This window comes from Pullulanibacillus pueri (genome assembly GCF_014639255.1).
GTDB lineage: Bacteria > Bacillota > Bacilli > Bacillales > Sporolactobacillaceae > Pullulanibacillus > Pullulanibacillus pueri.
The window spans coordinates 25,515-48,109 of the sequence record NZ_BMFV01000032.1 but is presented as its reverse complement, the minus strand read 5'-3'; the positions used below and the strand labels follow the sequence as shown (position 1 = coordinate 48,109).

Sequence of the window (22,595 nt, the reverse complement as noted above, 5' to 3'; positions counted from 1 at the left end):
GCTTCTGCATACTTAGCCTTTTATACCTGTCATTGTAATTCCTTCGATGAAATACTTTTGAGCAAAAAAGAAAAGAATTAATATAGGGGCACTCACAAATGTTGCTGCTGCCATCATTGCTCCCCAATCAGCGGTTCCGTATTGACTTTGGAAGGAGGCTAATCCGACCTGTAAGACCCGCAGCTTCTCACTATTTGTAACAACAAGTGGCCAAAAGAAGTTATCCCAAGAACCCATAAAAGTAAATATCCCCAAAGCGGCGACAGCAGGAGTAACAAGTGGTGTAATTATAGAAATAAGAATCTTTCCATGCCCAGCACCATCTATTAAAGCAGACTCGACAAATTCTGTGGGAATAGTGGCAATGAATTGCCTCATTAAGAAACATCCAAAGGCATTGGCTAGCCCTGGAATTATTAACCCTGCATAAGTATCAATCATATGCAATTGCGATAGAATCATATAAACAGGAATAATGGTAACTTGAGCCGGGACCATCATTGTCCCAATATAGGAAATAAAAACTAAATTCCTACCTTTAAATTTTAATTTTGAAAATGCATACCCACTCATAACGGAAGTAACAATGACACCAACAACCGTGCATACGGTATAAAAGGCTGTATTAAAAAAGTATCGACCCCAAGGTGCCATATTCCATGCTGTTACAAAATTTGCCCAATGAATTTTACTCGGCCAAAATTTGGGTGGATATGAGAAAACTTCTGCTGGTGCCTTTAAAGCGGTTATAATCATCCACCATAGTGGTAATAAACAAAGTATCGTTATAAAGATTAAGACTATATAGATGATAGTCTTACCCAGTAATTTTAAGGACTTATTCATTTGAAGACCTCCTTATTCTTCTTTCGTTTGATAGGATCTCCACTGCCAAATTGCTATAGCAAATAACAGTATAAAGAGAAGAATACTTACTGCAGCTCCTCGACCAATATTAAAAAACTCAAAGGCATACTGATAAATATAATAAGCAATAACATTAGTCGAATTTATTGGCCCACCTTGAGTCAAAACATAAATCTGGTCAAAAGCCTGAAAAGAGCCATTTATGGAAGTAATCAAAACAAAGAAAGTAGCAGGTCTAAGTCCCGGAATAGTGATATGAAAAAACTTTCTCATACTATTGGCACCATCTATCTCTGCTGCTTCGTAAAGTTGACGTGATATCCCTTGTAAAGCTGCCAAATAAAGAATCATATTATAGCCAAATGATTTCCAAATTGAAAAAATAATAACAGCTGTCATAGCCGTATTAGGCGAAGCAAGCCATTGAATCGGTTTAGAAGGATCGCTTATCCCAATCATTTGTAAAAAATAATTTAACAGGCCATAGGATGGCTCATATATCCAATTCCATACTTGTGCAATAGCCACAATTGGAAGAATCGTTGGCAAAAAAAATGAGGCCCGTATAAACATTCGGCCTTTAATTTTATTATTGAGCAAAACAGCAACTACTAGCGAGATAGCCATTCCAAATGGTACTGTGAACAATACAAACATAAATGTATTTTTAAGCATTTTTGCAAACAACGGATCAATTAAAGCCTTTGTATAATTTTCAAATCCTACAAATTTAAACGTATGTGCGAATAGATCAACGTTGTGAAAGCTAAGGTAAAAGGAATAAATAATCGCATATACAATAAAAATAGCTGCTAAAATAAGGTTTGGGGCCAGCATAATCATAGCCATCGGCGCATCTGGGCCAAATTTTTTCTTGAATCCTCCCATACTCGTAGACACCTCTTTTTCACTATATTAATAACAAGGAGATTCCAAGTACCTAGACCCATTAAAATGAAGTGTTAAGTAGACAATAAACTTCAGATCTAGACACTCGGAAAATCACTTTGTGAAAGATTGATTTATAACTAATTTGTTAACCAGCTTTTAACAAGAGGTTTACTCTCCTGATACGCCTTTTTGATGGCTTCCTCAGGTGTTTCCTTCTTATACAAAGCAGCTTGCACGTGAGAAGCTACAACTTGAGAGATTTGATCGTAGGATGAGAGATTATAGGGACGAATCTTTCCATACTTATAAGCATCTACATGAACTTGAACACCTGGATTTTCTTTGATAAAATCCTGCCAAACCTTTTCTTCAGAACTACTTTTCCGGACAGGGATAGATCCATAACCAGCAGCAAATTTTGCTGTGACTTCGGGTGAAGCAAGCCATGTTAAGAAATCCCATGAAGCCTTTTCCTTTTCAGAAGTTGATTTAAATATCAAATTATTAGTCCCGCCAAGACTTGTCGCCTTCCCACCAGGACCTTCAGGTAATGGAACAATGCCGAAATCTACTTTGGCTGATTTTAGATTGGGTATATCATACGGTCCGTCAATACTCATCGCAATTTTACCTGATTGGAATCCATTTTGCGGCGGTGAGATACTGGCTACTTTATATTTATTAATCAAGTCCGTCCAAAATTGAGTTGCTTTTACACCTGCTTCGTTATTGAACAATAGATCCGTACCTTTTTCATTAGCATATTCTCCCCCGGCCTGCCATAAGAAATTGTCCCATATAAAATCCATATGTCCGTTACCTTCGGTTGGGAGCTCAATGCCCCATTGTTTTTTAGCTGGATTTGTAAGCTTTTTAGCTACAGTCACTAAATCATCCCAAGTTTTCGGTGGCTCAACTCCAGCCTCTTTGAAAAGTTTTTTATTATAATAGAGTGCTAAATTGTTCGTTTCCATTGGAAAACCGTAGGTTACATCATTAAAGCGTACATTTCCATCGAGAAGTGAATCTAAAAAGTCATCTTCGTTCCATTTATCAGGATCTTCCTTAATAAAATCATCCAAGGGTTGAATGATATCCTTCAGAGGGCCAGTCCACTGTGGCCACATTAATAACCCCATATCTGGAAGAGCATTTCCGGCAGCTGCTGCAGTAATTTTCTGAACCATGTTATCCGTTGATACATACTGTAGCTTCACTTCCACTTTATCTTGTTGCGAATTATATTCTTTGACTAAACTCTGAAGAAACTTCCCCCCTTCACCACCAGCACCATGCCATGCAGTAACGGTAATCTTTTTATCCGAATGACTCTTTCCCTTAGTTCCACTACTGCCTGACGAGCAAGCATTTAACACCAATAGTACTAGAGTAATAAATAAAAAGACTCTGATAAATCTTCTCAATTGAACCCCTCCTCTTTTTAGTGGTAATGTGGGTCCTTTAGCTGATTGCTTAAGATAAGCGACCCGTTAGTACCATTTGACAACCTTAGAATAAGAATTATATTAATACTGTAAGGGCTTCCAAGGTTGCTTATTATGTTAAAAGATCGCTTTAAAAAGATAAATAGAAAAAGTATAGAACCTATGTGTAAAAATCTTATATTTCTGAAACCACTGTTAGGATCTGCTACAATAAAGGATGCGAATGCCATGACAGCAAGACGAAAGATGTTTAGTTATCTCTACATTAGAAACATCACTTATATTATTTGTTCTGTATTAGTTGTAACAATTCCATTCCTAATCATGTTATATCACTATTCGAGAAATGAAATCATCAAACAAGATAATGAGGCCATCCGTTTAATCAATGATAGACTCGATGAGTTTTTCCAATCCATACAACTCACAGAGGATACTGTGGCTACCGACTCTAATTTCATAGTTCCGCTTACACTTCACTATGCACTGCCTGATTATGATTCTGCAAAAACAGAAGTTGCTTTTCGTAATGTGAAGAAAACTATCTCAAATTTGACACTATTTCAGGAGGGGATACAATTTTGTGTTATTGGAAGGGATGGGCATTTACCCATTAATTCTACAAACCAGATGATCAATAATTCATTTGTTCCAAAAGAAGCAAATTGGTACCAAAAGGTGCTAAGCAACACGAAAATTAGCCATATTATCTTTAACAATCAACGTGATTATTATCTTTCTTCTTCAAATGCTATTTCAATCATTAGAGCGATTACAGATAATACGGATAAACCCATCGCATTTATAATTATGGATGTCACATATCCCACCATTAGAAATATTATTGCGAAGTCAGAACCCAAGATCCCAATTAAAATTTATGATCGAACAAACACATTGCTCTATACAAATATAAAAAATCCAACTAAAGATGTTCAAGATAGTGCTATTTTGAATCGTCAGACCTCACAAGAGACAGGTATAACAATAACGAGCTACACACGTAACCACTTCTTTTCCGGCGGCATCGGTCAAATTGTAATTATCAGTTTAATCACATTATTATTTTACTTAATTTGTATTTTTATTATTTCTTTATTATCTACTCGACGATTTACAAGACCTATTTTTTCCTTAATGAAAAATATGAAGGAAGTAAACGAAGGAAATCTTAATGTCACGGCAAAATATAAGGGGAACATCGTTGAGCTAAATGATTTGTTTCATTCATTTAACATGTTAGGGCAGGGTTTGAGACATATGATTAAAGTTAACTATGAAACCAATCTTTTGAAAACACGAGCTGAATTGAATGCTCTTTACCAAAAGACGGATCCTCATTTTCTTTACAATGTGTTGGAGACTATTTCAAGTCAAGCTATTATCGATGGCTCAGAATCCGCAAGTGTTATGTGTCAAAAATTAGGGGCAATGCTAGCCTATAATTTACACGGGCAAGATATCGTCTCTCTTAATTCCGAAATTGAACATACTAAGGATTATGTCTTTATCACAAAAAATTGTGTTTCCTTCCATAATATTCATATTAATTACGACCTTGATGCAGTAACCTTAAAACAACTTATACCCAAAATGACGATTCAACCCATTCTAGAAAATTGTTTTAAACACGCCTTTGATTTAGATCCAGTAATACCTCCTCAAATACTCATTAGTTCTAAAAAGGCTGATGAATTTGTAATCATTAAAATAAGCGATAATGGAAAAGGCATGTATTCAAACCAATTAAACGGGTTAAATAATCGCTTAAAACAAATGGTGAATAATCTTTCTTTTGTCTCTAAAGACCGTATTGGTATTGGCCTTCGTCAAGTACACGCACGTTTGAACGATTATTATGGATCTCTATATTCTATTAAAATACATTCTACTTTAGGAAAAGGCACAACTGTGGTCTTAACTGTTCCAAAAAAAGTTGAAGAGGATGAAACTTCATGTATAAAGTGATCATTGCTGACGACAATCCCATCATATGTCAAGCATTATTGAGACGTATTCCTTGGAAAGAACTTGGACTTGAACTAGGTGGAATATGCAATAATGGTAAGGAAGTAATAGAAAAGCTTTCTGAAGTATCACCCGATATTATTATTACAGATATACGGATGCCACTAAAAGATGGGTTATCACTTATTGAACAATTACGATCACGTCATATACACTCACAAATTATCATTGTGTCTGGATACAACGACTATATGTATTTAAAGAAAGCCATTGAATTTGATGTTATTAGTTATCTCTTCAAGCCGATCCAAGATGAAGAACTACTAAAAGGCCTTAACAAAGCGATCAACAATCTCCGTCAAACTGAGGAACTTAACCATATAAGTAATTTCGCTAAAACCCTTGAACAAAGAGAACACATAAGAGCTTTTAATGACTGCTTATTATACTTAATCAACAGTTACCACTTTCAGAATCTATCCTCCCCATCACAAGGGAGATGGATCCTATTTCAAATACCGTTTAATAATGAGCATCAGTTTCATGAAATTGATGTAGAAAAGCTATTAGATTACAAAAAAATTTTGAATAAAAAATGGCCCTGTGAAATTCAAGTATTAGCTCCCGTTAAAACCTTAGTAGCAGTTCTTTGTCCGCCCGAATCAAGGTTAGCAGAAGATGTTACTAATTTTGTTCATAAACTTTTTAAATGGGATGGTATTTTAAGTCCTCACTATTTATTAAGTCATACCTTTAATAACCCTAATCAAATGGGGAAAGAGTTTATTACTTCTCTAACACATTTATATAGCCAAATATTCGACAGCGTCTTTTCCGAGGAATCTAATAATGATAGTACCCAAGTTCTTACCATGGATATACAACAAACATTAAGAACACACCTTGCCCTTTCTGATTATAGCGGAGCTTCACAGCTTTTAATGAATAAACTAAATAGCTACCTTCACAAAAACCCTGAACTCACTGGCTTTGAATCTTTCATCAGAACTACATTGCAAATTTATTCCGAGTATATTCCTTCTCTTACAGACCTGTCCAAACTAATGGCATCTAATATATTATCACCATTAGCATTTGATTCACTTGAGCGTTTTTTTGAATTAATTAAGAATATTAATAATGAACAGCTCAAACCAGTGGATATTACTGAAGAAATCCTTAAATATATTAAACGAAACTACACTCAACAGTTAACACTGACCATAATAAGTAAAAGGTTCCATTATAATAATATTTACCTTGGTCAGCTCATTAAGCAAAAGACTGGAATGTCCTTTAATCAATATCTTAATAAGTTAAGAGTGGAACAGGCTGTTGAAATCCTTAAGAAAAATAATCAAGTGAAAATTACCGATCTATCCTTTCAATTGGGCTATTCCGATAGCCGATATTTTTCTAAAGTTTTCAAGAAAATTACCGGTGTTTCACCAAGTTCCATTTAAAGGGTAGACCCCATTTCATATATAAAAAGCCTTGGGACATGAACATAGACATATTATGCACCTCTCCTTATATAGTCGTAATAAAGAACAATGATAAGTCACAGTCTTTATCCCTAAAGCTAAAAATTTCATATCTACACGACAGATTAGCGAGCATATTTTCGAAATATTTGTAGATCTAAGTTTCCCCTGAAAGGAGAGACTTAGATCCACTTATAACTCTATTTGCTTTGGGAGGGATAAACGTGAGATCAAAGTCTTACAAAAGGAGCTTCAGTAGATTATTATTATTTACCTTAGGCATTTTAGTCTTCACCTTTATGTCAGCCCTTTCACCTCTGACAAAAGCGCATGCAAAAGACGGTGATGCTAAAGATAGGATACATAGTCAACAAAAGTTTCGTCATTTAGAAAGAAAATATGATGCTAGACTCGGAATCTACGCCATTGACACCGGGACAGGCCAGACGATAGCCTACAGACCTGATGAACGCTTTGCCTACGCCTCAACATACAAAGCACTCGCTGCAGGAGTCATCTTGAAACAAAACTCAATTAAAGATCTGAACAAGGTGATCACCTATACCAATAATGATTTGGTAGCTTATTCTCCCATTACTGAGAAGCATGTCAATACCGGAATGACACTACAGGCACTCTGTGATGCTGCTATTCGCTACAGTGACAATACAGCCGGAAACCTTTTGTTAAATGAAATCGGTGGGCCAAAAGGTCTTGAAGCCGCACTTAAGCGGATGGGTGATGATGTCACCCATGCTGATCGTTTCGAGACAGAGCTGAATGACGCTATCCCTGGAGATATTCGAGACACGAGCACACCCAGAGCACTTGCTACTGATCTTCAAACCTTTACAATTGGTCACAACATCCTTCCATCTCACAAGCGTGCACTTCTCAAGCAATGGTTGCAGACAAACACTACTGGGGATACGTTGATTCGTGCAGGCTTACCCAAAGGATGGGTCGTTGGAGATAAGAGCGGCGCCGGCAGTTATGGCACCCGTAATGACATTGCCATTTTATGGCCACCAAAAGGAGCTCCTATTGTAATGTCCATCATGTCCACTCGAGATACACAGGATGCTGCCTATGATGATGCACTTATCGCTGAGGCAGCTAAAATCGCTATTAAAGCTATTAAATGAAAAGTAACTACTATTGCTTTCGGAAAGATGTTCAGAGAAAGCCATTAGTATTCAGCAAAGACCTGGTGATTGCCAAACTTAATTACACTCCTTTCGAGAACCAGCTTTGGGCTAGTGACAGCATGAAGTGTGGTTCTCTTTTTATCGTGAAATTTTTCTTAAAGATGCTTGCACACCTAATTATCTAAGCTATAGCACTTACATCCCCTAGCGCTTAATGGAGTTCTTTATGTAAAGCATCCTTTACATTTAATGCTTTCAGAAAAAGGGAGAGCGTTTTATTTGAAAAATCGTTTGAAGGATTTAAGGAGGAAACACGGTTATTCACAGGACCGGCTTACTGAGGTCCTTAACGTTTCAAGGCAAACTATTATTTCAATTGAAAAAGGAAAATATAATCCTTCGCTCTCATTAGCACTGCAAATGAAAAAATCCCACATTATAGTTAAAGATATCTTTTTTTACGAGGACGATAAAAAAAGAGAGGGAAAATTCATCTTACCCTTAAATCTTCTCAAACACAACGAAAGGGTTTACAATTTATTTGTATTGGATTTATGAGATTGGGACTGGGGGAAAAGTTCCTAAAAGAGTAGTGGCTTACACTCAATAAGTTGTCATTGTAAGCTATGGCCTTATGAGTAGAAATAATTATTGTCCAACAAAGATATCAAAAAAAGCATCCATTCCCTCACAAAAGGAATGGATGTTAAACATATTATTCTTTAATTGTTATTCACTATCGTTTAACAACTAACCTTTACTATTTTTACCTCATATTTATCAAGTGTGATTTCACCCGCAAGTATTTCATTCGTTTCTGGATCGATTACATCGGTTTGAAACACAGTAATGGTTTGAACTTTATTAAGATACAGCACTCTTAAAAAGTGACAAATAACATCTATCACCACGTTAAATTGATATAGAAAATAGATTATAATAAAAAGATCTTATACTCCCGCCCTTGAATCAAACAATTATTAACTTATCAATATAATATTAATTTGGTTGGCGACTCAGTGTATAGATACCATTAACTTCAGTGTTAAAACTAATGGTTTCTTTATTTTTGGTTAAACCCTCTAACCCATCTTTCACATTTAAATCATAATCCGTCCTAATCTTGCACCTATTCCCGTTCAACGATTTAATCGTTGCCATGATAACCTTTCTATCCCGCCATTGAATATTAACCTCGAAACCACCTCTCGCTCGTAAGCCGCGAAAACTCCCATTTTTCCACGATTTCGGTAAGGCTGGAAGTAGATAAATCTCCCCATTATGACTCTGTATCAACATTTCGGCGATTCCGGCTGCCCCCCCGAAATTTCCATCAATTTGAAATGGTGGATGATTATCAAATAAATTAGGCAAGGTAGATCGTCTAAGCAATTCCAATAGGTTTAAGTAAGCGAGTTCCCCGTCTTCTAAGCGCGCCCACATATTAATGATCCACGCACGGCTCCATCCTGTATGTCCCCCACCGTGAGATAAACGTCGTTCTAACGTCTTTCTTGCAGCCTTAGCCAGTTCCGGAGTTTGTCGGGCCGTGATTTGATCACCCGGGTATAGAGCAAATAGATGAGAAATATGACGATGCCCAGGTTCTTTCTCCTCGTAATCTTCCAACCACTCTTGAATTTGTCCGTATTTCCCAATTTGGGGTCGCGGGATGTGGTCAAGGGCATTGCGTAAATGTTCCCTAAAAGTGTGATCAATAGATAGAATTTCACTTATCTCTAGACAACATTTAAAAAGCGCATAAAGAATTTGACTGTCCATAGAAGGAGCTATGCACAATGTCCCTGACTCTCCGTTTGATAATACATATGTGTTCTCGGGTGAGGATGAGGGGGACGTTACAAGATAACCGTCCTCAGTTTCTATTAAGTGATCCAAGAAAAACTCAACGGCCTCTTTAATGGTTTCATAGCTTTTTTCTAGGTAACCTTTTTCACCATTAAATTGATAGTGTTCCCATAAGTGCAAGCAAAGCCAAGCCGCCCCCATAGGCCAGAAAGTTGCCGGAGGATAAAGATCCTGAGGTGCTGTGTCGGCCCAAATATCCGTATTGTGATGAGCAACAAAACCACGAGCTCCGTACATAACTTTGGCAGTATGTCGCCCATTTTCCCTCATTCTTTCAATCAGATCAAACAAAGGCTCGTGACATTCTGCTAGATTGCACACTTCCGCAGGCCAATAATTCATTTCAGTATTAATATTAATGGTGTACTTGCTGTCCCATGGGGGCCGCATTTTGTCATTCCATATCCCCTGTAAATTAGCGGGGAGGGATCCTGGCCGACTGCTTGAAATCAACAAATATCTTCCAAATTGAAAATACAAAGCGATTAGACTATGATCTTCGTGTCCGTCCTGCAATCTTCTTAACCGTTCATCGGTAGGCAAGCTTTCATTCTTACCATTGCTGTCATCGATTAATTCCAGATTGACTCGATTAAAGAAATAGGAATAATCCTTTATGTGACTATTTTTTAAAAAAGTAAAATTCTCTTTTTCGACAGCATCAAGAATCTTGAGACAGGCAGCTTCTGGATCATCATGGTAAAAACTTGTTTCAGCAGCTATTAACAGTGTGGCGGCGTCCGCATTATTCACAAGTAAATTTCCACCAATAGTTTGAATGGTACCTCCTTCACAACTTACCGATAGAACCGCTCGGAAATCAGAACCACCTTCCCCGCCACAATTCCCTCTCATCACAATACGATGACCGCTTAATGCTTTTACCTCTTCCATAAGATGGCCTTGATCTCTAGTTAACCGAGTTGAAAAGGAAATAGACGCTGACTGATCAGCCGTGAGCCGTATAACAATAACGTTCGCAGGATGGCTTGAAAATACTTCTCTATGATATTGAATACCCTCACATGTGTATGTAACGGATACAATCCCGATTTCCAGATCGAGTTCACGTCTGTAGTTCACAACCCTTTCATGGTTGAAATCTAAAAAAAGATCCCCCAAACTCATATAATGCCTTTGCGTTTCAGGCGTACCTGAAAGAGCCATCAATGCTAATTTCTGCGCCTCTTTTAGCTGTCCATTTTTGAGTAATCCCCTCACCTTTGGTAAATACTCCAAAGCATCTGGATTATTACGGTCTCTTGAACCGCCGTACCAAACTGAATCCTCATTAAGTTGAATATGCTCTTGTTGGGTTTGTCCAAAAACCATCGCCCCTAAACGTCCATTACCAATCGGCAACCCCTCGTTCCATTCTTCTGCAGAACTCTTAAACCAAATAGTACTATTGCCCACGTCCGTTTCCTCCTTCGAGATAAAATAGATGCATTGGACTTTCTTAATATCCCCGTTTGAACTCCTAGTTGGATAATTTAAAAATAATTTTCCTTAGGTTATTTCAAAAATTAATTTTATAAAATTCAGATAACAATGTTTAGCCTTTAATATTTGCCTTTAAGGAGTATTCTTTATTAACCATGGTAGGAAAACTCATAATTCCTTCTTTCATTGAAATAGATTGACTGTAATTATCATGATTACTTGTAAGTTTTACGGATCTTTCCGTTTTAACCTTGCAAATACTTCCACTCAATGATCTAATCTTCGCCTTAACCAATTCTCCGTTTTCCCATTGAATATCCACTTCGAAACCACCTCTGGCTCTTAGGCCTTTGACACAACCGCTACGCCATGCCTTTGGAAGGGCTGGCAATAGATCAATATATCCGTGATGAGACTGCACGAATAATTCCGCTATTCCAGCAGTTACACCAAAATTTCCATCAATTTGAAAGGGTGGACAGGCAGTGAAAAGGTTTGGATAAACACCACCTTGAGCACCTACATTATACTCTTTATTTTCTGATATTCTGAGTAGACTGGTGATCAATTTTAGAGCCCTATCACCTTCATGGAATCGGGCCCACAACCCAACCTTCCAGCTTAGGCTCCAACCTGTACCCTCGTCGCCACGGCGAATGAGTGCTTGTTTGGCCGCCTCTAATAACTGAGGCGTCTCCTGTTTTGATAACTGCCTGCCAGGATACACACTAAACAAATGGGAGACGTGACGATGATTCACATCCTCATCTTTAAAATCGTGAATCCATTCTTGCAGTTGTCCGTGCTTTCCTATCTGCATCGGAAAAAGTCGACTAAGAGCCTCAGAAAGTTTTTTTGCGAAATTTTGATCGACTTCTAAAACTTTCGAGGCGTCAATACAATTCGTAAACAAGTCCCAAATCAACGCCAGATCCAACGTTGACGCCACGCCAACTCCGGAGAGCTCTCCATTTTTTAACATGAACTTATGTTCGGGTGAAGTCGATGGAGCTGTGATCAAACGTCCTTCTTCATCTTCAAATAACCAGTCTAGGAAAAAGCTGGCAGCCCCCTTCATCACCGGATAAGCCCTGTCTCGAAGAAAAACCTCATCCTTGCTGAAGGCATAATGTTCCCAAAGGTGTTGCGACATCCAAGCACCTGCCATGGGCCAATTTGCCCAAACCGGATCACCGTGTCCATAATTCCCTACCGGCGTTGTCTGACACCATATATCCGTATTATGGTGGGCAGTCCAGCCATTCGCGCCATAATTCACACGAGCAGTATCCTTGCCGTTCTCTGCCAAATGTTCAACCATATCTAAAAACGGCTCATGACATTCTGGCAGATTGCACGTCTCAGCTGGCCAATAATTCATTTCCACATTGATGTTCAATGTCCAGTTACTGCTCCATGGAGGTCGAGTCTCTTTATTCCATATCCCTTGTAAGTTGGCAGCCTGCGTGCCAGGGCGAGAGCTGGCGATGAGGAGATAACGGCCATATTGAAATAACAGTTCAACCAATTCTGGATCGCTGGCGCCATATTCAACAATACGCCTATCTGTCGCCACATCGTCCGATGTAATAGATTCTCCTAGATGTAATGTTGTGCGATTGAAGAGGCTTTGATAATCTGCAACATGACGCTTTCTCAATTCCTTAAAAGAATAGTCTAGTGCCTTCTGTAAATGAAATGCCGAAATTGCTAATGGATTTTTTCCGTCACGGTTCGGAGAACGTTTGAAGCCGTTAAAGCTGGTTGCGGCACTAAGACAGAGGGTCGCCTTGGATGCGCCATAAATATGTAGCCCATCTTGATTGACAAACACATCACCATCATCATCAACTCTTGCGTGAATACGACCAACAAAGGACATTGCCTCAGTAAATTTGGGATCCATATACTCAATAGGGACGTTACTCTTAAAGTAATTAGGATCTACATTGTCAGGAGCCTTCCCCGTTATTATAAACTGATTATCCTCAGCCTGAGTAAAATAACGCAACGGGCTATCCAACTTAGCATGGAAGGTTAACATCCCCGGCTGACTTGCTTTAAGGTGTAATACGATCACCTGATCCGGAAAAGAAGCAAACATGTTGCGAGTATAGATGACATCACCAATAGTGTATTCGACTCGGGATATCCCTTGATTGAGGTCAAGACTACGCTGATAGTCTGCTGCCTCATCACCGTGTTCAAAATGAACATGTAAATCACCAAATGGCAAATACGTTTGAGTATAAGGACCCATCATTTTTTTACAAAGTTGTTCTGCTTCAACATAGCGACCAGCAAGCAGCAATTGTCGTACTTCAATCAATACTTCCTTTGCCTCTGGATTATTCCAATCCTTTGGAGCCCCGGACCATAATGTATCCTCGTTAAGTTGAATAAATTCCGATTCCACACCTCCAAAATGCATAGCACCCAATCGGCCATTCCCAATTGGCAAAGCTTCCGTCCAAACATGAGCTGGTCTTTCATAGTGCAATCTCATAGATAGTGATTCCTTTCTATAAGGAAATTTTTTAAATAACTATTATTATCTCTGCTTAAAATATTCCTTTTTTGAGATACAAGTTTGGCAATCTTGATATATAGTTAGTCTTTTTGTCGTATAATAATTAACTAATTCATCGGATTTTATGGAAATTACTGCGAGTGTTTATAACAATCATACATTTATCAACCCCAGCAATTCACAACATCTACCGATCGACTATTAGGTGTTACCACTAAGTCCTCAAGGCATCCATCACGAACACACCCCTCGATGACAGTCCGACCAGACGCATGCAATTTAAAGTCAACATCCCAATCCTTCGGCCATGCTGGGAGAATGTAAATTTTCTCCCCCACCTGCTGCATCAACATATCTTGCAGGCCAATCATTCCTGTCCCACCCCAATTATGGTCCGGCAACCAGTCGTGGCCTGGTCCCCAAAAGGCTGGAAATCGGCAATTCCCATTTGAAAGCTTCTTTATGGCAATAGCGGCAGCCTCGTCAGTCAAGCCTAATCTTGCACAAAAAATACCATCCTGATGCCAACTAATATGGTTTTTCTGCTCTGGAATGTCCGTGCCATAATGCCAAGTATCTATAGCAACTTGCATATCTCGTTTTCCAATCCCATATTGTTCATATGGAAATACAGGATACAGCTGTGGAATTTCAACATTGATAATGCCTTTCCATGACTCAGCTGGAGCAATGGTCTTCTTACCTTTTATTTCCCTAAACTGTAGCTCCGGAATACGACCTCGGAGTTCTCTGTAATAAGCCTTTCTCTCATCGGTTATATACTTTTCCGGTAAACCTAGTATTGCTTGGACATTAGCATCTAAAGCTGCCACTAAATCACTTGGATTCATTGCTAATTTATATGTTTCACAAGCTGTCGATGGAAATAAAACAAGTTTTCCGTTCTCATCCAATTTCTTTGTTGTTTCAAGCGCATACATATATTGATAATGTTCATCAAAAAAGGTTAGTGAACTTTCAATAAAAGGGATATACTCTTGAATATCTGCCCCACTGTAAAAGTGATATTTCATGATCATAAACGAGAATTCTAATTGATTGACATAATGATACTTAATCCACGGCGCCATCTGTTCCGTTGAATCATTAAATGGCCTTCTGCAATGCACTTTATCAGGACTGTCCAACCAGCCCCAACCCCATCCAATAGGCAAACCGAAATTTTCCAATTGTTCAGTGAAAGAACAACCACCATGTCCCCAATATACATTTGTCCGGATCTCCGCGTTAGTGAGAGCCCTGCTGTAAAAATCGAACTGTGGCTTCATCAATTCATAATCTCCACTTTTCAACAATGGCCAATAAACAAGCCTTTGATTTTGCGCGGTAAAACTACCGCCTCCCCATTTACGAAAATCTGGTGTCTCATTCTCCCACGCCTCATCCTTCATGACAAAGGAAGGGTCGCTAGTGAATAAGCCTCCATTAAATTTCGTAGGATAGGTACCAAATGCATTACAACCAAGCATATAACGAAACAAGTTGTAATTTCTCCCAACCTGCCAAGGTTGTTTATCCTCGATTTTACGATCTGGATCGATCGATATATAGCTTCGCTTCCAAAAATTATTCCACCATTGCTTGGAGTATTCTTTTGACTCATCAACTTTGGATTCTGTTTTACTAACCGTTTCATAAAGCCGATTCTGCCATTGTTCGAAGGTTTCCGTCTGCTCTGTATGTAAATAAATAGCGATATGGTGATTTGTTTGTGGTTGGACGGAAACCAGTTTCCAAGTCATATGCGGCGTTCGGATATAGCTGCCCCCCTCTATACTACTTGCTTTCATCCCTTCTCCACGGACTATCCCACCAAACGTATTATTTTTTTGGGGATTCCATAGTTTATCCTTATAATCGGTTAATCCCTGTTGGTCAACCACTTTATCAAAGAATAATTCGTCATTTCTATTTCGGTGATAAAACAAAATATCATCTTCATGAAAATTCACGTAATCAGGTTTTGTTGTAACCTCGCCGGGATATCCTACCGTGCTCAAACAGGCCATGCGCCGATCATGAGGAATCTTTCTTTCTTGCATTCGCCAGTTTTCATACGAGATTTCCGTTTGTATGGGTTGTTTGCACTTGATCTCAAGATGTATAACCGGATGGAAAACATCAACCCACAATAAGACACAAGCTTCTAGCCCGTTTGCCGTCTTACCCTTAATCTCCATATAGCCATCCAATAACTTCAGCTCTTGTGTGAATTCTGTTCCGTTGCGAAATGGATTGGGTGATAATCTTAGTTTTACCCTCCCAAGCTTTAGCATTTGATTATTCTCATCAAAGCTCCCACTTCGATCAATATAAAAGTATATATCACCTTGCTCCACCCACACATTCAGTCCGATATCATGTCCCCCGACAGGCATACTTTCACTAGAGTTTTGACTTTGTGAATGCCATATAATATTGTAATTATTTAAATCCACTTTCATAAAATCACTCCCAACTGATAGAATGTTTAATCAAAGAAACATATAGAAAAGGGAAATAATTTTTCTGACTTATTTCACCAATCAAAATGATTCTTTTCAAAAAGGCAATCTGAATCCCAAACATTCTTACTCTCTATCCATCTCAATTTTGTGATCTAGAGTACCCGGGTATGTAGAAACAGCACCATCTTTTCTGAATTAGAAGATGGTGCTAGACTACAATGATTATTTAGAAGGCTTACCCGAATTGTCATAGGCTTTCTGCATCAGTTCTAAGTATCGCTTAAGGTTTAATTGGTCAAAACCTTTAACATACGCTTCCCAGTCCTTGTCCAGATCTTTATCTCCAGTAATGAATTTTAGCGTATTCTGGTCAATGTAACTTTTAAGATTTGTTTCAATCATAGATACTTCGTCGGCATCGGAAGGGTCAACCCAAACTGACCAGAATGGAAATAAATTATCTGGTTCTTGTCCGTCATAATCATGAGTGAGATTTTGTAGCCTGCGTTCATAGCCTTCCTGAGAATAGACTTCAGTAGATTGAATTTGACCATTTCTTACTTCCTTGGTATTGCCATATTGCGCCAATGCTCCCCAAGCATTGTTATCAGGTTTTGCACCCTCTTTTGCTGGGATCGTAGCATAGATTGGCTCAGTACCCTCCTCAATCGCAACTTCACCCTTTTTAGGTTTCCTCCAATCAACACCTTCCTTACCAAACTGACCTACTATGTCACCTTCCGTTGTAAACAAGTAATCCATCATTTTTATTGCAGCAATACGATCCGCATTTGTCGAACTTTGCGTTAGAACAAAATCTGCACCGGGTGCAATTGGAGATATATAAGTAGAATAATCCGCATTTGGACCCTGAAGTGGCGGGACTGCTAGATAATTTTTAGAATATAGACGCTTTTGGTCACTTACAAATTCACCTGGATGTTTTGTAGCAGCAGCACCAAGGATTTCTGTTTTAGCATTATCTCCTAATTTTAGAAAAGCATCACCATTTTGAGTAAAAGCACCAGGATCGATTAAACCCTCCTTATATAAGGAGCGTATATACTCCAGCCCCTCCTTCCACTCAGGTTTGTTGGCAACTAAATCAACTTTGCCATCATTAAGTATGAGGTGCTTTACCCCATCATCGTAAATAAATCCGTTCATAAGAAATGGAATAATGGAATTCTCGGGAATATTGGTCGCACCGCTAAGTGGCACCTCATCTTTTTTACCGTTGCCATTGGGATCTTGATTTTTAAAAGCCTCTAATACTTTTTTAAAGTCTTCGGTGGTCTTTGGCATTTTTAAATTCAATTTTTCTAACCAATCATTATTGATATACATTTTGTTCGGCCACGAACAATGGTAACATTCAACCAATTGTGGGATGCCGTAAATGTTGCCATCAGGCGCTACTGTCATTGCCTTAAATTGCGCATTGCTATCTAGTGTCTTCTGAATATTCGGGGCATATTTCTTAATCAAATCATTAAGCGGAATAAGCACACCTTGTTTTCCATATTTGAGCAACTCATTTGTCGAAAACTGGTCAACCCAAGGGATCAACATATATGCATCTGGAAGATCTCCACTAGCTAACGAGATTTGCCGTTTTTGACTGGCTGAACTTGCATCTTGCGTGGTGGTCTGCCATTTAAATTTAATATTGAACTTATTTTCCATCTGTTTCGTAAACCAACTGGTCTTTAAATTTTGTTCCGAGCTTTGTGGTGCAAAAACCGTTAACTCCGTGGATCCTCCATCACTATCGTTAGTATTTCCGTTTGCATCCGTTTGTTTGTCGTTGCTACACCCAGCCAGCACTACGCTAAGGGTGAATAATAAGAGCAATAACAAGATTCCTCTCTTCTTCATAACAATCTCTCCCTATTTAGATATACTCTAACCCTTTATGGATCCAATCATGACACCTTTCATAAAATGACGTTGTACAAATGGATAAATAATGAGCACAGGAATACTTGCAACGACAATCAAAGAATACTTCATTAAATCTGCTAGTTGCTTTAGTTCCATCATTTTGCCCGCATCCATACCTGCACTTGAAGTTGTATTCACAATAAGTATATTTCTTAAAACTACTTGTAATGGGAATAGCGACTCCGATTTCAAGTAAATCATCGCATCAAAATAGGAATTCCATTGAAAGACTGCATACATCAGTACCAAAACTGCAATGATTGGTTTTGAAAGTGGTATCACGATCGACATTAAAAATCGTAAATCGCTACATCCGTCCATTTCACTTGCTTCCACCAATTCATCCGGAATACTTGTCTGGAAAAAGGTTCTAGCAATGATCACCTGCCAAACAGCGATTGCCTTTGGAATTAACATGGCCCATCGCGTGTCCAACATATGAAGGTCTTTTACAATCAGGTATTCTGGAATTAAGCCTCCGGAAAAAAGCATCGTAAATAAAATGAAAAACATGAGTGGTCCTCGTCCGAAGAACGACTTTCGTGAAAGTGGGTAAGCAAATAACACCGTCAGCGTGACACTGATCAAGGTACCAAAAAATGTATAAAATAATGAGTTGGCATAACCTACAATGACTTGTGAATTATTGAAAACTGCCTTATAACCTTCCAAGGAAAAATGTACTGGCCACAACCACACCTTTCCTGATGATACCGCTAGCGGACTACTGAATGATGAACTCACAATGTAAATTAACGGATATAAAATCACGAGTATTACCAAAATTAAAAAAATATAAATTACAGTTAAGAAAACCTTGTCCCCAAATGTATCCTTTATTGTACTTTTTTTGGCTGTCATGGTTCATACCCTCCAAACCTTCATAAATCACCACAAACTATTTCCTGATATTCGTTTTGCCAAGACGTTTGCAAATAAGATCAGGATTAAATTAACAACTGAGTTGAAGAGTCCAATCGCCGTAGCAAAACTGAAGTTCGCATTCAGAAGACCCATTTTGTAAACATAAGTTGCTAGAACCTCTGAGGCACTTAAATTCAACGGGTTTTGCAATAAATAGATTTTTTCAAAGCCGACAGCCATGAGATTCCCGACAGTCAAAATTAAAATAATTGTCATCGCCGGCAAAATTCCTGGTAGATCTACATGAATAATCTTTTGGAATCTCGATGCTCCATCCATTTTGGCAGCTTCATATAATGCAGGATCGATGCCAGCAAGCGCCGCAAGGTAAACAACAGCTGAATAACCTGTATTTTGCCAGACGTCAGACCATACGTATATTGAACGGAACATCCCCGGCTCCCCCATAAAATTAATTGAGTGAAAACCGAGTGCCTCCAATATATGGTTAAATATTCCTAACCGTGGTGATGTTAACATAATAATCATGGAAACTAGGACGACTGTAGAAATAAAATACGGCGCATAGGTGATCATTTGGACACTCCGTTTAAATATGCCCTGACGAATCTCATTAAGAGCTAGTGCTAAAATGATGGGTAACGGAAAACTCACTGCAATGTGATATAAACTAAGAACCATTGTATTTTTGATTAAACTCCACGCCATTGGATTATCAAAAAACATTTTAAAATATTTGAATCCCGCCCATGGGCTTCCTAATATCCCCTGAACCACACTGTAATCTTTAAATGCAATAATAGAACCAAACATAGGAATATACTTAAAAATAATAAAGTAAAGGACAGGAGGAATAATTAACAAATAAAATTGCCAATGTTTTCGGAAACTACGAACTGCCCGTTTTCTAAGACCTGTCTTTCTTTTCGATATCGCCAGCGTTTGCTGTTTTGCCATAATGGGTTTCAGACTGATCCCTCCTTTTATTTTTTAAAAATTCAGTACATTATCGATCCATCCCTCCCTTTTCACGTTAAGCATTATAAAAACTCCTTATATTGCTAACGCTTTCATTTTTCCCGCAGAACACTTTGCAACTTTTTGTGTTATCAGTGTATCATCCCCCCATTCTGTGAGGGTAGGTACAAATCAAATATAATAGTACAATCGAAAGGTACATTCTAGATTTATAGGTACAAATGTAGATCTCTATAGTGCTAAGAACTCTCGCAATCCCTTTCACGGATTGATTTTCGGTATTGATTTGGTGTCACATCTAACAGGCGTTTGAAAGCTCTCCTAAAAGAATGTGGACTGTTATACCCTACTTCACAGGAAATAATTTCAATTGTTTTATCAGTATTAACTAAAAGTTCTGACGCCTTCTTAATCCTTATCTTTTCTAAACGTTCCATGAGATATGTTCCGGTTTGTTTCTTGAAAAGTTGTGACACAAACTTCTCTGGACGCCCAACCTTTTCTGCCACCTGATAAAGCGACATATCGGGATCACAGTAGTAGTCATTAAGATAATTTAAAATCTCTTGGACAATTTCATTATCTGTTTCGCTTCTTTTATTAACTATCAATAGACAAAATTGATCGATTACTTTTTCCAAGATCTTACGGATATGTTCAAGACCATCAGCCAACCGAATGCCGTTTACTTGTTGTTTTAATTTTTCTACTGAATCTAATTCCTTATTAAGATTACTAAAGGCCTTAAGAAACGTTGCCTTTATCTCATCGATCAATTGTAATGCCATATCTACAGACAATGTGTTTTGAAGAAAGTTCTGCTTAAATACCTGAGCTAAAATTTGCTTGGCTTGAATGGATTCACCCATCTTTACGGCATTCATGAGACGCAATTCTTGATCAATCGTATACTCATACATATCAGTCTTCTCCGCTACTCTCTCATACCATAAAACACCATATCCATTCGTAAGCAAAGTATATTCGAGTACTCGAATTGCTTGGTTAAATGATTGACTAACATCAGAAAAGCTTTGAAAGACTCCCCCCATTGCGACAGTAAATGTAATTCGATAGTTTTTTTCAACGAAAACTCCTAACGCTTGAACTTGCTCTTCAATGAGTACTTTTGATGACTCCTTTGTCTCTTCTTCACTTATCGGGAAGATTATAATAAGCTGATCTGATTGAAGATCTCTTACAAATAGCTCTAAATTCATTTGTTCAAGTCTCTTTTTAAGCAATAGTCGGGTAGCACTTAACTCATTATAAATTTCCGTACTCCCCATATCCCCATAACCGTTAATATGAAGTATGCCTACGTAGCCTCTCTCAGGAATGTTAAGATTAGCCTGAACTGCCGCCGGCTTAATTTCAGTATCAGAACGAAAGTCGCCATAAATCAAACGACTCAAAAAAACCTCTCTTAATATCGGTAACTGTCCCTCTAATTCATGTTGCAATGAAGTATTTTTGGAAATGAGATTGGCAATATTCCCTTGTAGGAAGTCATAGTCACTGGCAGATCTTTCACCCTCTGGATCAAGTTGTTCTTTAATCGTCATCACTAATGAATGGATAGGACCACTATTTCTCAATGCTAACCAAAGGCAAATGAAGAATCCAATGACTAAAGTAATCGTGGTAACTGTCCAAGAAATCTTTTTGATGCTGTTGGCATTTTTCATCAAAGCTTTCTTGGGGATACCAGCCACATAGTGCCAGCCATTGGTATCTGATTGAGTTGTTATCAACAGTGATTTATTATCCAAATAACGATGGGTTTCACCGTCGTTATTTTGTGATTGAATGTTCAAGGCTGAGATTTTCTTTTTACTTATGCCACTTGTTGCTAAGATCTGACCGTCTTGATCTGCTACATACGCCCACCCACCCTTGTACTGCTGAGTTACATTCTTTAATAAACTTGTAATCTTGCCACTGTTAATTTGAACGACCACCGTTCCCATCGGTTTATTAAAATTATTCAATGGAAGTGATTGTACATAGGCAATTACCGTGTGTTTCCCCTGTCCACGTAAAGGAATGATGTCATTTTGATGTTTATTTTCCAATATTGTTTTTATCCAATTTGAATAGGACAAATTTTGATACTCATTAAGTTCGTAAAATTGCCTCAGTCTATAAAACACTGATTTTGGTGTAATGACAATCTGTTGCCTTTTGATATAAAGAAAACAGTCCTGTAAGTAATCATTGGTTGCAGCGTAACTCGATAAATCCTGCGAAACTTTCCAGGAGCGAAAAACACGGCTGTTATTATTCAAGTCATTTTGATCAAGTAGTTCAATGGCATCATTATTAAGAGCCAATTGCCTTGTAAAACTCCCGACTTCACTCAGTCGCTGCTCTAATACTTTTTTACTTTGATTCAAGATCGATAAACTACTTTCGATAGAACTCTTTTCTGCTAGATTAATAGATACTTGATAGGAAAAAAAGCCTGTAATTAGCGGAAGTAACAAAATAATAATATAGGACACAAAAAAATTCTTAAATAAGCTTGTAAATCCCATCCTCACATCCCCCGTTTTTTGGAAAATACATAAAAAGTATTAGATAGCACTCCAGACATCAACATTAACCCCAAAATAAAGCTGAAATTTCAGAAAACTTTATCTATGTTTTATTATAATATTTTTCTTTTTATAATA

14 protein-coding genes are annotated in these 22,595 nt (G+C 38.0%); 4 read left to right on the top strand and 10 right to left on the bottom strand.

Going from position 1 to position 22,595, the window contains the following annotated elements; translation table 11 throughout:
- Positions 1-12: 12 nt before the first annotated feature.
- The 3 genes from IEV91_RS16865 to IEV91_RS16855 all read right to left on the bottom strand — a co-directional run bounded on the left by IEV91_RS16865 (position 13) and on the right by IEV91_RS16855 (position 3,182).
- Positions 13-846 carry a carbohydrate ABC transporter permease gene (locus tag IEV91_RS16865; RefSeq protein WP_188498600.1) on the bottom strand — a complete coding sequence of 278 codons (834 nt, stop codon included), beginning with the start codon at positions 844-846 and terminating at the stop codon, positions 13-15.
- 12 nt (positions 847-858) lie between these two features.
- Positions 859-1,755: a carbohydrate ABC transporter permease gene (locus tag IEV91_RS16860; protein WP_188498599.1), complete on the bottom strand. Its 897-nt coding sequence runs from the start codon at positions 1,753-1,755 to the stop codon at positions 859-861.
- A gap of 140 nt (positions 1,756-1,895) precedes the next feature.
- A complete protein-coding gene (locus tag IEV91_RS16855; protein WP_188498598.1) occupies positions 1,896-3,182 on the bottom strand; it encodes an ABC transporter substrate-binding protein in 1,287 nt (428 codons plus the stop codon).
- 135 nt (positions 3,183-3,317) lie between these two features.
- Here IEV91_RS16855 and IEV91_RS16850 point away from each other — a divergent pair, with 135 nt between their 5' ends.
- The 4 genes from IEV91_RS16850 (at position 3,318) to IEV91_RS21990 (ending at position 8,361) form a co-directional block, all read left to right on the top strand.
- Positions 3,318-5,171, top strand: coding sequence for a cache domain-containing sensor histidine kinase (locus IEV91_RS16850; protein ID WP_229745628.1), 1,854 nt, complete (start codon positions 3,318-3,320; stop codon positions 5,169-5,171).
- Positions 5,159-6,634, top strand: coding sequence for a response regulator transcription factor (locus IEV91_RS16845; protein ID WP_188498597.1), 1,476 nt, complete (start codon positions 5,159-5,161; stop codon positions 6,632-6,634). The genes IEV91_RS16850 and IEV91_RS16845 overlap by 13 nt, the downstream gene beginning before the upstream one ends.
- 320 nt (positions 6,635-6,954) lie before the next feature.
- Positions 6,955-7,800, top strand: a complete 846-nt coding sequence (gene bla, locus IEV91_RS16840; protein WP_188498609.1) for a class A beta-lactamase — start codon at positions 6,955-6,957, stop codon at positions 7,798-7,800.
- Positions 7,801-8,052: 252 nt separating this feature from the next.
- Complete coding sequence (locus tag IEV91_RS21990) at positions 8,053-8,361, top strand: helix-turn-helix transcriptional regulator (RefSeq protein WP_308420044.1); 309 nt, start codon at positions 8,053-8,055, stop codon at positions 8,359-8,361.
- 441 nt (positions 8,362-8,802) lie between these two features.
- Here the strand turns inward: IEV91_RS21990 and IEV91_RS16830 are convergent, their stop codons facing one another.
- The 7 genes from IEV91_RS16830 to IEV91_RS16800 all read right to left on the bottom strand — a co-directional run bounded on the left by IEV91_RS16830 (position 8,803) and on the right by IEV91_RS16800 (position 22,457).
- Complete coding sequence (locus IEV91_RS16830) at positions 8,803-11,088, bottom strand: glycoside hydrolase family 95 protein (RefSeq protein ID WP_188498595.1); 2,286 nt, start codon at positions 11,086-11,088, stop codon at positions 8,803-8,805.
- A gap of 139 nt (positions 11,089-11,227) precedes the next feature.
- On the bottom strand, positions 11,228-13,621 hold the full coding sequence (locus tag IEV91_RS16825; RefSeq protein WP_188498594.1) for a glycoside hydrolase family 95 protein: 2,394 nt from the start codon (positions 13,619-13,621) through the stop codon (positions 11,228-11,230).
- 188 nt (positions 13,622-13,809) lie between these two features.
- Positions 13,810-16,110 (bottom strand): DUF5703 domain-containing protein, encoded by a 2,301-nt coding sequence (locus tag IEV91_RS16820; protein WP_188498593.1) that lies wholly within the window; start codon positions 16,108-16,110, stop codon positions 13,810-13,812.
- 225 nt (positions 16,111-16,335) lie between these two features.
- On the bottom strand, positions 16,336-17,991 hold the full coding sequence (locus tag IEV91_RS16815; protein WP_188498592.1) for a type 2 periplasmic-binding domain-containing protein: 1,656 nt from the start codon (positions 17,989-17,991) through the stop codon (positions 16,336-16,338).
- Between the two features lie 27 nt (positions 17,992-18,018).
- A complete protein-coding gene (locus IEV91_RS16810) occupies positions 18,019-18,918 on the bottom strand; it encodes a carbohydrate ABC transporter permease (RefSeq protein ID WP_188498591.1) in 900 nt (299 codons plus the stop codon).
- A gap of 27 nt (positions 18,919-18,945) precedes the next feature.
- A complete protein-coding gene (locus tag IEV91_RS16805) occupies positions 18,946-19,899 on the bottom strand; it encodes an ABC transporter permease (RefSeq protein ID WP_188498590.1) in 954 nt (317 codons plus the stop codon).
- Between the two features lie 260 nt (positions 19,900-20,159).
- Positions 20,160-22,457, bottom strand: coding sequence for a helix-turn-helix domain-containing protein (locus IEV91_RS16800; RefSeq protein WP_188498589.1), 2,298 nt, complete (start codon positions 22,455-22,457; stop codon positions 20,160-20,162).
- Positions 22,458-22,595 lie beyond the last annotated feature (138 nt).